Here is a 12,292-nt window from a genome sequence, read left to right as displayed (position 1 = left end):
CGTTGACACCTTCGAGTGCCACCACCCCACATACCTCACCGGACGGCACACCGTCCGGACGCCATCCCCTGCAGGAAGCGAGAACCGCATGAGCAGCCGCAGCCTTCGAGGCACCCGATTGGGCTCCCTCTCCATGGAAACCGACGAGGGCGTCCTCGCAGCACCGCGCCAGGAGTCCGTCTACGACTGCCCCAACGGCCACACCATCGTCCTCCCCTTCTCGGTCGAGGCCGACGTCCCCGCCGTGTGGGAGTGCCGTTGCGGAGCCTCCGCACTGCTGCGTGACCATGAGCGACCCGAGGTGAAGCCCGGCAAGCCCGTGCGCACCCACTGGGACATGCTGCTCGAGCGTCGCAGCGAAGAGGACCTCCAGGTTCTCCTCGACCAGCGCCTCGCGCTGCTGCGCGCCGGCAAGCTCCACCAGCGTCGCAACCTCTGAGAATTCTCCGAGCAGCACGCGCTCCTGTCAGGGAGCACGCATGAAGCGGGGGCACCCACCGACTGGTGGGTGCCCCCGTTTTCTTGCGTCATCCAGGGCGCGATGCTGGTAAGCAGCAATCCTGGTGTGCGGGTTGCTCGAGGGGACATTCCTCGAGGGAACCAGTGCTGGTGGGTGGGGAGGACTTTGTGGCCCCATCCCCTGTGAACTGTCGTCACGCATGACTCGACACGACAGGTGAGAGGGGATCGACGCCTCTGACAGGTCCGGTCCCCGGGGTCGCGTGGGTGGTTCAGTCCCTGGGGCCGCGAAGGTGAGTCAGTTCCGGGGGTGTGTGGGGTCGGGGTCCTGGGTGAGGGTGGGCGGCGTGCCGCCGTCGTTCCGGGTGCTGCCCGTCGAGCGGCTGTCGAGGATGATCTCGCCATCGATGACGCCGGTGCCGGAGCGACGGTAGAGCACCTTGCGCGCCCCCTCGGAGCCGCTGCTCAGGCCCATGGCCTTGACGGAGCGGCGCTGCACCGGGGTGAGCAGCAGGACGACGCCGATGAGATCGGTGAGGATCCCCGGGAAGAAGAAGAACAAGGCGGAGAGCAGCGTGAAGGCCGGGCGTGACAGATGCTCCTGCACGTCTCCGCGGCCCCGCACGGCCCGCATCAGGGAGCGCAGCCGCACGAAGGACTGCTGGCCGGCGGCGACCAGCAGCGCGATGCCGATGACCCAGCCCACAGCGATGGCGAGCACAGCCCACCAGAGGCTGGTGTTGATGCCGATCAGCACCAGGATCGCGAGCTCCACGAGCCCCAGCACCACAATCCCCAGCGGAACCAGTGTCCCCCAGCGTGAGGTCGAGTCGGTGCGTGCTGTGGAGCCGGAGCGGGAGGACGTCCGTGCTCCGTCTGTGGTGGACGGGCGTGCGGAAGCCCCCGAGCTGCTGCGCTGCTGTGCGGCCATGACGGCTTCCCTCCTGCGGTTCCTGCGCTGACGAACCCGTTCAGACTAGCCCAGGGCCTTGCGAAGCGCCTGGGCACGACGTGACAGTCCCCAGAGAGTCACCTTCACCAGCGCCTCCCGGACGATTCCTGAGGACATCTTGCTGGCCCCCTCTGTGCGTTCGTCGAAGTCGATCGGCACCTCGACGATCACCGCGCCCAGGTCACGGACGCGGCGGGTCATGTCCACCTGGAAGCAGTAGCCCTGGGAGGCGACGTCCTCCGCGATCACCCGCGCGAGCAGCTCCGCACGGAACACCCGGAAGCCCGCAGTCGCATCGGAGACTCCGAGTCCCATCAGCACCCGGACGTAGATGTTCGCGCCCTGGGAGAGCACCTGTCGGCGCAGGGGCCAGTCGTGCACCGCCCCGCCCGGGATCCACCGCGAACCGATCGCGAGGTCCGCGCCGCGGCGCACCGCCTCCAGCAGCCCGGGCAGCTGCTCTGGGCGGTGCGAGGCGTCAGCATCCATCTCTCCCAGCTGCTGGTAGCCACGTTCGAGGCCCCAGGCGAATCCGGCGAGATAGGCGGGCCCCAGCCCTTGCTTACCAGCGCGGTGCAGCACATGCACCGCAGGGTCCTGCGCCGCCATCTGCTCGGCCCATGCGCCAGTGCCGTCCGGAGAGGAGTCGTCGACGACCAGCACATCCGCCGCAGGGACGGCGGCGCGCAACCGTGCCAGGGTGCCCGGCAGCGCCTCCCGCTCGTTGAAGGTGGGGATGACGATGAGGGTCGGCGGCAGCGGGGCGTTGGAGGGATGCATGGTCACTGTCCTCGACGGGTACGGGCGGTGGTGCGGGAAGGTGCGGTGCGGGTCGGGGCGCCACGGGTGGAGGCGGTGCGGGCGAGGGCCCGACGGTCGGTCGTCAGTGCGGACAGCAGTCCCAGCAGTCCGAGTGCCGAGATCGTGATGGAGATCCAGGGACCTGCCGCGACCGCGGGGGTGATGCCGGTACGGAGGGGGACATCGGCCAGCAGCGCGCCCTCTTCCCAGTGGCCGACGTAGTCGATCTGGCGTCCTTCCGGGCTGAAGATCGCTGATTGGCCGACGGTGGAGATGTGGACGACGCTGCGGCCGGACATCACGGCCATCACCTTCGCCTGGGCGAGCTGCTGGATGGCTTCGTGGGAGTCGCCGAACAGTGCGTTGTTGGACTGCACCACGATCACCTCGGCGCCCTCATCGACGACATCGTGGACGAGGGACTCATAGGCGATCTCGAAGCAGATCAGGATCCCCACCTTCCCCTCGCCCTGATCGATGGCGGCCAGATCCATCACCCCGACCTCCTCCCCCGGGATCATGTCCAAGGACACCAGATCGACCTTGTCGGTGAGCTTGCTGAACAGCCCGCGCATCGGGATGTACTCCCCGAAAGGCACCGGATGCCGCTTGGAGTACTGGTACGGCGTGGTCTCCTCGGGGGTGAACAGCACCGACTGGTTCAGCCGCTCGGTCTCCCCCACCCGGGCCTGGGTGCCGATCAGGATCGGCGCACCGGCATCCTCAGCCGCAGAGGTCAGCTGGGCGGCCAGCACCGGGTCCTGGCGCGGATCCCAGCCGGTGGAGTCCTCGGGCCAGACGATCAGATCCAGCTGGGTGCCGTCCTCTGCGGTCCGCTCGATCGTCTCGCGGGTCACGGCCAGATGGTTCTCGAAGACGTCGTCCGGCATGGTGAAGGAGATCGGGTCGATCTCGTCCATCGAGCCCTGGACGGCGGCGATCGTCATGGCGGGTCGATCCACGGGTGCGCGATTGTGCGGATACGGGACCACCACGGTGACCAGCACGAGGGTCACCGCGATCGCCCACGGCCACACACCGGAGAAGCCGATCAGGCCGCGGCGGCGCCTTCCCAGCAGGGCAAGGGCACCGAACAGCAGCAGCTGGCCGAGCAGTGCGGTCACCAGCGAGAGCCCGGCCATCCCGATCCAGGGCCCGAGGTTCAGCAGCGGCGAGTCGGCCAGCGCGAAGGCGCTGGCTCCCCAGGACAGACCTCCCCATGGCGCGGTGCTGCGCAGGGTCTCCACCCCCACCCAGAGCGCTGCGACGATCAGCGAGCTGGAGACGCACAGTCCCCGGCGCACCATCACGGTGCGTGCAAGCAGCCCGAACAGCACGATGTAGAGCGCTTCGAAGACACCCAGCGCGATCCAGGGCATCTCGCCGGCGTAGGTGCTCGCCCAATGCGTCAGCGGGACGAAGAACGCCAGCCCCCAGGCCAGCGAGACGAGCACGGCGAGTCCGGCGGAGCGCACCAGCAGTCCCGCCCCGAGCAGTGCGATTCCCACCGGCAGCAGCATCCACATGCCATAGGGCGGGAAGGCCAGCAATGCGCAGAGGCCACCGAGACCACCGCACAGCAGCGCAACCGGCCAGGGTGTGGGGGTGAACTCGTCGTGGGACCGACGGCTGCGCTCGCGTGACGTTCTTGCTCGGGTGGTCGCCGTCATCCGCCGTCCTGCTCGAGCTGGTCGTGGAGGATCCTGCCGTCCACCACGGTGCGCAGGGCACGCGGGGTCCCCTGGTCCAGGTCGGGCAGCAGCGGGGTGCGGGAACGCGGGTCGGTGGACCAGCTGTCCACCCGCTCGGCATGCGAGCGGACCGTGAGATCCCACGGCTCCCACACCACGAACGTCGCCGGGATGCCCGTCTGCAGGGATCCGGGATGACGGTTCCCCGCCACTCGCTGCCCGCCGCGCGTGGCGGCAAGGAAAGCGGCCCGGTCGCTGATGCGCTGATCGGCGGGGCTGGTGCGGGCGGCGCCGCGCACCCAGTCCCAGGGATTGGCCGCGGCGGCCTCCCCCGCGGAGGCGAAGGCGAGCGGGGTGCCATCAGCCAGCAGGTCCAGATAGTCGGCGCTCTCGCTCACCGGGGCGACGACGCGCACGCCCTCCCGGGAGCCGGTGGGACCGGGCAGTCGCAGCACGATGCCGAGCGCGATGGCGGCGGCATCGCCCGAGGGGTCGGGGGCGGAGCCGTCGGCTGTCGCGGCGGCGTCCACGAAGCCCGGGGTGATCAGGCAGCCGGTCGCGTCGACCTGCTGAACATCGCCGTGGAGCACCTGCGCGGTGTTCTCCGGTCCGGTCCAGGCGATGAGACCGTCAGCGACCAGCATCGCGGAGGCCTCCGGGTCGCTGGCGCTGTACAGCACGATCCCGGTGTAGAGCATCGGGGCGGCGGGCTGCCCGGCCGCGGGGGTCTGAAGAAGGTCGCTCTGACTCACAGGGTCAAGCTTCTCGCGTCCGCCTGGGAATACGCTCATCGGTCGATCTCCTGCGCCACCAGACCACGCCGCACAGCCCTGATCGCCTCCCGCGCGAGCTGTCCGAGCTCGGGATCTGCGGTGAGCTGATCGAGCATATCGATCACCTGACGGCAGTGCCGCACGAAGTCCCCGGGCGGCAGATCGTTCCCCTCCAGTGCCGCGGCCAGGTGCAGGCCCTCTGCCCAGCGGTACACGATGGCGGAGATCGCCGGGTCAGGGGCGCTGGTGGGCGTGATGCCGAAACGGCTCTCCGCCGCTTGCAGACGTGCAGCGACGCGGGCGGAAGCCTCCAGCGCGTCACCCACCGCAGGCTCGGGGATCAGTTCCGGGGCGCGATCGTCCCGGCGAGACTCATGCACCGCAGCGGAGACCACGGCGGCCAGCCCAGCGGCGGAGAGCCCCGACCAGGCCCCGTGCTCAAGGCACTCGGCGATCAGGAGGTCCCGGTCGCTGAACAGCCGGCGCAAGCGCAGGCCGCTCGCTGTCGGTCGCAGCTCCGCTGGTGCTTCGTCTGCTGACGCAGCACCCTCGGAGGCATCCAGGACGAAGTCCGTGGAGGAGCTGCTGACCCGTTCGAGATAGCCGAGCTCGATGAGCAGGCCGCTGAGGAGGTCGAACTGACGGGCCAGAGAGCTGGTGCGTCCGCGGATCTTGCGCTGCACTCCCTCGAGCTCCGCACGGCTCTTGCGCCACCGTCCCACCCAGCGCAGATGCGACTCCAGGTCCGAGCATTCCGCGCAGGGATGGGCGCTCAGCTGTTCGCGCAGGGCGAGCAGCTGCTCATCGGTGGCGGCGGCCGACGGTGTGCGCGCCACGCGCCGTCGACGTTCACCGCCGGCGCCTTCGTCCTGTCCGGCCAGTCGCTGCCGCAGCGCGGCCGCGGTGTCCTTGCGCACCTTGCCGCTGCCCAGGGCGTCCTGGGGCGGGAGGCGCAGGGTGTCGATCACGGCCGGCGGCGTGGGGACGTCTCCGGGGCGCAGGCTGCGACGTCGACCCTCGGTATCCAGCAGGTCCACCTGAGGACCGCCGAGCACGGCCCGGTCCACGCCCAGCACCACCGCGTACCCGCGGCGCTTACCGCCGGGCATCGTGATCACGTCACCGCGGCGGAGATCCCCGAGGACCGAGCGGGCACGGTCCCGGTCCGCGGCGGCGCGGGCCTGGGCGAGGGCCTTCTCGCGCTGGGAGACGGCTTCCTGGAGCTCGGCGTACTCGAGCAGATCTCCGCGGTCGCAGGTCACCGCCTCCTGATAGGACGCGATGGTGTCCTCGAGTTCACGGGCACGCCGGGCGAGCCCGACCACGGAGCGATCGGCTTGGAACTGCGCGAAGCTGGTCTCGAGGGTCTCCCGTGCCCGGGCCAGATCGAATCGCTCCAGCAGGTTCACGGCCATATTCGGGGTGGGTCGGAAGGCCGAGCGCAAGGGATAGGTGCGCTTCGAGGCGAGAGAGGCCACGGCGGGAGCGTCGAACCGCGGGCCTGCCACGACCACCGCATGGCCCTCGGTGTCGATGCCACGCCGCCCTGCGCGCCCGGTGAGCTGCGTGAACTCCCCCGGCGTGAGGTCCGCATGATCGACTCCGTTGAACTTCACGAGCTTCTCGAGCACCACCGAGCGGGCAGGCATGTTGATGCCCAGGGCGAGGGTCTCGGTGGCGAAGACGACTTTGATCAGGCCCCGTGCGAAGAGCAACTCGACCACCGTCTTCAGCAGCGGCAGCATCCCTGCGTGGTGGGCGGCGAAGCCGTCGAGCACCGCGCGGCGGAAGGAAGCGATGCCGAGGACCTCTTCATCCTCGACTCCGATTCCGGCCAGCTGCTCGTCGAGCACCGCTCGGATCTCGCGCCGCTCCTGGTCGTCCGTGAGGTGCAGACGAGCTCGCGCGCACTGCTGCACCGCACCCTCGCAGCCGGCGCGGGAGAAGATGAACATGATCGCGGGCAGCAGCGCTGCCTGCTCCAGCAGCTCTACGACCTCGGGGCGCCGCATCGTGCGCTGGGGCATCCCGGGCCCGTGAGCCCCCTGGTTCCTGCTGTGCGTGCCCTCGCGCCCATCGTGGCGGCGGCTGTCGGCGCCGTGCTGGCCGCTTCCGCTGCTCCTGCCGTCGTGTCGACCGCCGTCGTTCCGTCCGTCTCGGCTGCCGCTGCCGCTGCCGCTGTAGCCGCTGCCGTCATAGGCGCTGGGGCCGCGCCCTCTGCGCTTGTGGGGAGGGCGATGCTGGCCGGAGCCGCGGGGGCGGTGGCGGCCGCCAGTGCCCTTCCTTCCTCGGTAGTCCTTGCCGCGGGCGCCTCCGGTGCGCTCGTCGATCGGCAGCGAGAACGAGGTGATGCGTTCGATCTCGGGGTTCACCTGGCGGTCGCTGCGGGCGCCGGGTCCCTGGGACACCACAGCTTCGCCATCGGCGTCGACGAAGAGGTCCAGGAGCTCGTCCCCGGCGATCACGTGCTGCCACAGCGGCACCGGGCGCGTCTCGGAGACGATGATCTCGGTGCTCCCCCGCACCTCCTGCAGCCAGGCGCCGAACTCCTCGGCATTGGAGACCGTCGCCGAGAGCGAGACCAGCTGCACCGAGCGGTCGAGGTGGATGATGACCTCTTCCCACACCGGTCCGCGCAGGCGATCAGCGAGATAGTGCACCTCATCCATCACCACGAATCCCAGTCCCTGCAGGAGGTCGGAGTCGGCGTAGAGCATGTTGCGCAGCACCTCGGTGGTCATCACGACCACGTCGGCATCGGGGCGGATCGACGTGTCGCCGGTCAGCAGGCCCACGCGTTCAGTGCCCAGCCAGTCCACCAGTTCACCGAACTTCTGGTTGGACAGCGCCTTGATCGGTGCGGTGTAGAAGACCTTGTGGCCGCGGGCCTGAGCGAGATGCACCGCGAACTCTCCGACCACGGTCTTCCCGGCGCCGGTGGGGGCGGCGACCAGGACCGAGGAGCCGCTCTCGAGTGCCCGCCCGCCGGCCAGCTGGAATTCATCGAGCTCGAAGGGGTAGCGGGCGGTGAAGGCGGTGAGCTCTCGGGAGGACTGTTCCTGCTGCTGTTCCAGCTTCCACTGGGCGTAGCGCTCGGAGGGAGAGGGAGAGGTCACTGAGCTCCTTCGTTGCTGTCGGCTTCGCTGCTGCCGTCGTCGTTGCTGTCGACGGCTTCCGTGGTGCCCGGCAGCTCGGCGAGCAGCCGTACCGCTCCGGGCAGCACTCGAGCCGTCAAGGGCAGCAGCGAGCGGGGTTCGCCGTCGGCGTAGGCGCGCAGCGATCGGCCATGGCGCAGGCCGAAGGTCACCTCGCGCACGGGCTGGATCTTCACGGCGTCCAAAGCCGTGTGGGTGCCCTGGTAGACACGGGGGAAGAAACGCAGCAGCTGGCTGCGGCCGATCCCGGCGACGGTGACCAGCTCGAGCATGCCGTCATCGATCCGCGACCCGGGGGCGATCCGCATCCCGCCGCCGAAGATGCCCGAGCTGCAGAGCGTCAGGATCGTCGCATCCAGCTCGATCCGCTCACCGCCGTCGATCTCCATCCAATATGGCAGGGGGGTGAAGGCAGGCAGCTCGCGCATCAGCGCGGCCGCATAGCGGATGGTGTGTCGGGCCCGCGAACTGTTGGCACGAGCGTTGACCAGGGCATCGAAGCCGAGATTGACATTGCCCAGAGCGAGCGAACGGTGCGGCAGCGCATGTTCACCGGCGGCGATGATCTCGATCGCGTCGATCGTCACCACCGGGCGGGACAGGGCATGCAGGAGTGCCCTGGTGGACTCCTCCGGGTCGTTGATCGACAGGCCGAGGGCGCGTGCGAAGTCATTCCCGCTGCCGGCCGGGACGATCCCGAGCCGCACCGGAGAGCCGGCCACGATCTCGGCGCCGAGTGAGACGGTGCCATCCCCGCCCACCACCACCAGCGCGGTCAGCGAGTCGCGGACCTCCTCGGCGCGGGCTCGCGCGAGGTGAGCGGAGGGGGCCGAGAGGTCGACCACGGAGATCCCGGCCAGCCGCAGCAGGTGACCGACCTGGCGGCCGACTCGATGCGCGGCTCCCTGCGCGGCGGTGGGATTGGCGAGCAGACCCACACGGAGTCTGCTCACCGCCCGTCCTCGTCGGCGGCATCGAGGCGGGACGGTCCGTCGACCTTCTCCACCTCGTCGTCGATGCTGCTGGCCTGGTCGTCATCGAGATCCTCGTCGCCCGAGGCTCGTCCCTTGCGACGATCATGGATCAGCGAGATCACGATCGCCCCGAAGAAGAGGCTGGCGATCGCTGCGGACATCGCGATCAGGGTGATCGGCTCCGGGGTGGGAACCATGACGGCGGTGAACGCGAAGCTCAGGAAGATGATCCAGCGCCACGCCTTGAGCATCGCCTTGCCGCTGACCAGCCCCATGAAGTTCAGCAGCACCATCACCACCGGCATCACGAAGGCGACGCCGAAGGCGAGCATCGTCTTGATCAGCAGGGCGAGATACTGGTCGTACGGAATGATCTGCGAGACCGAGCCCTCGGTGGGCGTGAAGCTCATCAGCACCGGCACCAGCTGGCTCACGGCCCAATAGCCGGCCACGCAGCCGATGAAGAACAGCGGGATCGCGGAGCCGAAGAACCCGATCGCGTACTTGCGCTCGTTCTTGTGCAGCCCAGGCATCACGAACAGCCAGATCTGCGCGATGAGCATCGGTGAGGACAGGATCAGGCCGATGTACGCGGCCATCTGCAGCTTGACATTCAGGCCCTGGCCCACGCCCTGGAAGTTGATCAGGGACTGGAGGTCGGAGTCCTCGCTGGCGGCCTCGATCGGCGCCTTGACGGCGTCGAAGACCCACGGGAACAGGAACCAGCCCAGGATGGAGAGCAGCAGCACGGTGATCGCACTGATCACCAACCTGTTGCGCAGCTCGACGAGATGCTCGCCGAGCGACATCCGCCCCTCGGGGTCCCTGCGTGACTTCTCCCCTGACTTCTCCGCGGGCTCCGATTCGGTCTGCCCGCGTCCCTGCGTATCACTCGCCACGGATCTGCTTCCTCCCAGCGCTCCGGGCCCGGACGGTCTCCCGCCCGGACCCGCTGTCGACGGCGCGTTCTGCGCCGAGATGCTCAGTCGCGACGGTAGGAATCGTCGTCATCGCGGGCGCGGATCGGCTCGCGATCGCGATCCGCGTCATCGCGGGGGTTGTACTCGCGGTCATCACGGGGTGCACGGTCGCGGTCGTCGCGGGGTGCCCGGTCACGATCCTCACGGGGGCGGGAAGCGCGGACGGGGCGGTCATCCTCGTCCTCGTCGTCGGAGGGCTTCTCCTCGCCGCGGAGCTCCTCGACCTCGCTCTTGAAGATGCGCATCGACTTGCCCATGTTTCGGGCCAGACCCGGGAGCTTGTTCGCTCCGAACAGAAGGATCACCAGCACGATCAGCAGAACGATCGCCCAGGGGTTGCGGAAGAAGTTCATGGAAGTCCCTTTCAACAGCGCCACGAGATAGCGCGGGCGCACCTATCATCCCACAGCGGACTGGGCGCCGGACGGGTCGCCACGGTGGCGGCTCGGCCCACCGCACGGCGGGTCGTCCCAGAGTAACGGCTTCTACGAGGTGTGACGTACCGCGCCGTCGCGCGCAACGGTCACGATCGTGTCTCTGAGGTCACGTGGCGCGAGCACCTCGGCCGCGCCGGCAGATTCCAGCACCGCATCCACCAGTGGTGCCAGCAGTGGCGCGTCCAGCCGGGCGAAGGCCTCACCGTCACCGCCGTCGCGCATCTCGGCGGCGCCGAACGATTCGGCGATCCACTGACCGGCGGGGGCGAGCCGCAGCCAGACCTCCCCCTCGACGCGTCCGGCCAGGGCCGGCTGCTCCCCTGCCTCGGCGCGCCCCATCTCGGTGTCGGGGGGCAGGATCTCGACCACCCGGTCCAGGCGGAATCGGCGCTCAGCGCCAGCGAGCTCGCAGTCCGCGAGCAGGTAGGAGCGCACTCCATCGCTCTCGATGCGCAGCGGCCGGATCCGGCGCACGCTGGTGCCCGGCCGGTCCGAGGAGGAGTAGCGGATGACGAGCTGCCCGCTGTCTGCGCCGCTCTCTGTCCCAGGGTCGGCGCGCAGCGCAACGTGCACTGCGGCCAGGACCGACTCCGCACGGTCCGCGGTGCGGGCGGCCATCTCATCGGCGGAGATCGCGTCAGCCAGGTCTGAGCGGGTGGGCACCGGCACGGACGCGGCGGGGTCCCCTGTCGCGCCGGCCAGCAGTTTGGCGCGCGCCGAGGCCACGGTCCGCTCGGCCTGGCCGGCGACGGGCTCGAGGGCCGCGAGGCCCGCCAGCAGCGCGGTGATCTCGACCGCGCTGAGGCTCAGTGCACGCCGCAGGGGCTCGGCGTTGCGCACCCGTACCGTGCCGTGCTCCCATTCCGCCTCGATGAGATCTTCCCAGCCATCCCCCATATCGCCGCAGACGAACAGCACCTGCAGATCTGTCACCAGCTGCTTCTCGGTGATGGCGAGGGCCTCGGCGAGCTCCGCCAGATCGGCTTCGCCACGGCTGAGCACATAGGAGGCCGCGGAGATCAGCCGCGAGAGATGGTCACCGCTCTGAGGGGTGAGCCTGATCCTGGGCGTCGGGCGACCGGTCGCCGCTTCCAGTCCCGAAAGCTGAGGCTCCTGGGCGTGCAGGTCAGCGATCGAGCTCAGCACCTGGGCGAGCTCCTCCCGCCATGCGGTCGGCTCGAGCAGCTGGACCCAGCGGATGTCTCCCAGCAGCAGGCGCCGCGCAGCAGGACGCGGGAGGCTCGGCAGGGTGAGGAGTTCAGCGTCGAGCGCTGCTCCCGCCCGGTCGCGCAGCGACAGCGCCTTGTAGGGCACCGCGCGCAGCACGGCGGAGTCCCGCTCGTCGCTGTCGAGCATCCGCTCGAGCACGCCCGAGAGATCCGTGTCCTCAGGCCGAGGCTGCTGGGCCGCAGCGATATCCGCTGGGAAGGACTCGATGCGGGAGGCGCGGAAGAGGCGCGGCGCCGCACGATCCAGGTCCCAGCCATAGACGTACCAGTGCCCTTCGTGCACCCCGACCACCCAGGGCTCGACCCGACGCTCCGACGGTGCGCCGTGAGTGGCGCGATAGGTGAACCGGACGGTCCTGCCGCCCACCACCGCATCCAGCAGCGGCGAGAGCACGGGCAGGGATTCCACCGCGCCGCGCGGGGTGCGTCGCAGCAGATCGGGGTCCGCGTCATGGCCGAGGCTCAGCAGCTTGGAGCGCACCCGGCGGGCCGCTCCTCCGGCCGCCGCCGCGTCCCAGGCACGGCTCGCCGCGAGCAGCACCGTGTACTCCTCGGTGGTGAGATCCAGCACCGCTCCGGAGCGCGCCGTCTCGATCCGGTAGTACACCGTGTTCTCGTCGAGCAGATCGCGCTCGGTCGCCAGAGGCAGGCCGAGCTCGAGGATCGCTGCCTTGTCCCGCTCGAACATCCGCTCCGCGGCCTGGTCGGAGACCGCATTCGCATAATCGGGGATGACGGAGAAGAGCTTGGCGCGATCGATCCGGCGCCGGGAGCCGATGGTCATGATGACGTTGAGGAGTCTCTCCACATTCTTCGAAGCCACCCGGTCAGACTATCCGGC

10 protein-coding genes are annotated in these 12,292 nt (G+C 69.5%); 1 reads left to right on the top strand and 9 read right to left on the bottom strand.

The features are described 5' to 3' along the window. Positions 1–88 precede the first annotated feature (88 nt). Positions 89–439, top strand: a complete 351-nt coding sequence (locus tag ABD893_RS11615) for an RNA polymerase-binding protein RbpA (RefSeq protein WP_345080058.1) — start codon at positions 89–91, stop codon at positions 437–439. Positions 440–757: 318 nt separating this feature from the next. On the opposite strand, the gene ABD893_RS11610 is transcribed toward ABD893_RS11615, so the two are convergent. The 9 genes from ABD893_RS11610 to ABD893_RS11570 all read right to left on the bottom strand — a co-directional run bounded on the left by ABD893_RS11610 (position 758) and on the right by ABD893_RS11570 (position 12,274). Next, positions 758–1,390 carry an FxsA family protein gene (locus ABD893_RS11610; protein WP_345080055.1) on the bottom strand — a complete coding sequence of 211 codons (633 nt, stop codon included), beginning with the start codon at positions 1,388–1,390 and terminating at the stop codon, positions 758–760. A 45-nt stretch (positions 1,391–1,435) separates the two neighbouring features. Continuing rightward, the gene (locus tag ABD893_RS11605) at positions 1,436–2,191 is read right to left on the bottom strand and encodes a polyprenol monophosphomannose synthase (protein WP_345080052.1); all 756 of its coding nucleotides are present in this window, start codon (positions 2,189–2,191) and stop codon (positions 1,436–1,438) included. Positions 2,192–2,193: 2 nt separating this feature from the next. Further along, complete coding sequence (lnt, locus tag ABD893_RS11600) at positions 2,194–3,882, bottom strand: apolipoprotein N-acyltransferase (protein WP_345080049.1); 1,689 nt, start codon at positions 3,880–3,882, stop codon at positions 2,194–2,196. After that, positions 3,879–4,694 (bottom strand): hypothetical protein, encoded by an 816-nt coding sequence (locus tag ABD893_RS11595; protein ID WP_345080047.1) that lies wholly within the window; start codon positions 4,692–4,694, stop codon positions 3,879–3,881. Before ABD893_RS11595 ends, lnt begins: the two co-directional genes overlap by 4 nt. Beyond that, positions 4,691–7,792, bottom strand: a complete 3,102-nt coding sequence (locus ABD893_RS11590; protein WP_345080045.1) for a DEAD/DEAH box helicase — start codon at positions 7,790–7,792, stop codon at positions 4,691–4,693. The genes ABD893_RS11595 and ABD893_RS11590 overlap by 4 nt, the downstream gene beginning before the upstream one ends. After that, entirely contained in the window at positions 7,789–8,784 is a 996-nt protein-coding gene (locus ABD893_RS11585) for a diacylglycerol/lipid kinase family protein (protein WP_345080042.1), read from the bottom strand. The genes ABD893_RS11590 and ABD893_RS11585 overlap by 4 nt, the downstream gene beginning before the upstream one ends. After that, positions 8,781–9,704, bottom strand: coding sequence for a twin-arginine translocase subunit TatC (gene tatC, locus ABD893_RS11580; RefSeq protein WP_345080038.1), 924 nt, complete (start codon positions 9,702–9,704; stop codon positions 8,781–8,783). The genes ABD893_RS11585 and tatC overlap by 4 nt, the downstream gene beginning before the upstream one ends. 83 nt (positions 9,705–9,787) lie before the next feature. Beyond that, complete coding sequence (tatA, locus tag ABD893_RS11575) at positions 9,788–10,138, bottom strand: Sec-independent protein translocase subunit TatA (RefSeq protein ID WP_345080035.1); 351 nt, start codon at positions 10,136–10,138, stop codon at positions 9,788–9,790. Between the two features lie 132 nt (positions 10,139–10,270). Continuing rightward, complete coding sequence (locus tag ABD893_RS11570; protein ID WP_345080032.1) at positions 10,271–12,274, bottom strand: WYL domain-containing transcriptional regulator; 2,004 nt, start codon at positions 12,272–12,274, stop codon at positions 10,271–10,273. Positions 12,275–12,292: the final 18 nt, after the last annotated feature.

The sequence above is a fragment of the Brachybacterium paraconglomeratum genome (assembly GCF_039541415.1).
In the GTDB taxonomy this organism is placed as follows: Bacteria; Actinomycetota; Actinomycetes; order Actinomycetales; family Dermabacteraceae; genus Brachybacterium; species Brachybacterium paraconglomeratum_A.
The sequence above is the reverse complement of the archived record's forward strand: the minus strand, read 5'-3'. Positions and strand labels throughout refer to the sequence as shown.

What these genes read in the sequence shown, in the direction of transcription:
- ABD893_RS11615 (WP_345080058.1), top strand. Translation starts at nt 89, where the DNA reads ATGAGCAGCCGCAGCCTTCGAGGCACCCGATTGGGCTCCCTCTCCATG.
- ABD893_RS11610 (WP_345080055.1), bottom strand. Translation starts at nt 1,390, where the DNA reads ATGGCCGCACAGCAGCGCAGCAGCTCGGGGGCTTCCGCACGCCCGTCC.
- ABD893_RS11605 (WP_345080052.1), bottom strand. Translation starts at nt 2,191, where the DNA reads ATGCATCCCTCCAACGCCCCGCTGCCGCCGACCCTCATCGTCATCCCC.
- lnt (WP_345080049.1), bottom strand. Translation starts at nt 3,882, where the DNA reads ATGACGGCGACCACCCGAGCAAGAACGTCACGCGAGCGCAGCCGTCGG.
- ABD893_RS11595 (WP_345080047.1), bottom strand. Translation starts at nt 4,694, where the DNA reads ATGAGCGTATTCCCAGGCGGACGCGAGAAGCTTGACCCTGTGAGTCAG.
- tatA (WP_345080035.1), bottom strand. Translation starts at nt 10,138, where the DNA reads ATGAACTTCTTCCGCAACCCCTGGGCGATCGTTCTGCTGATCGTGCTG.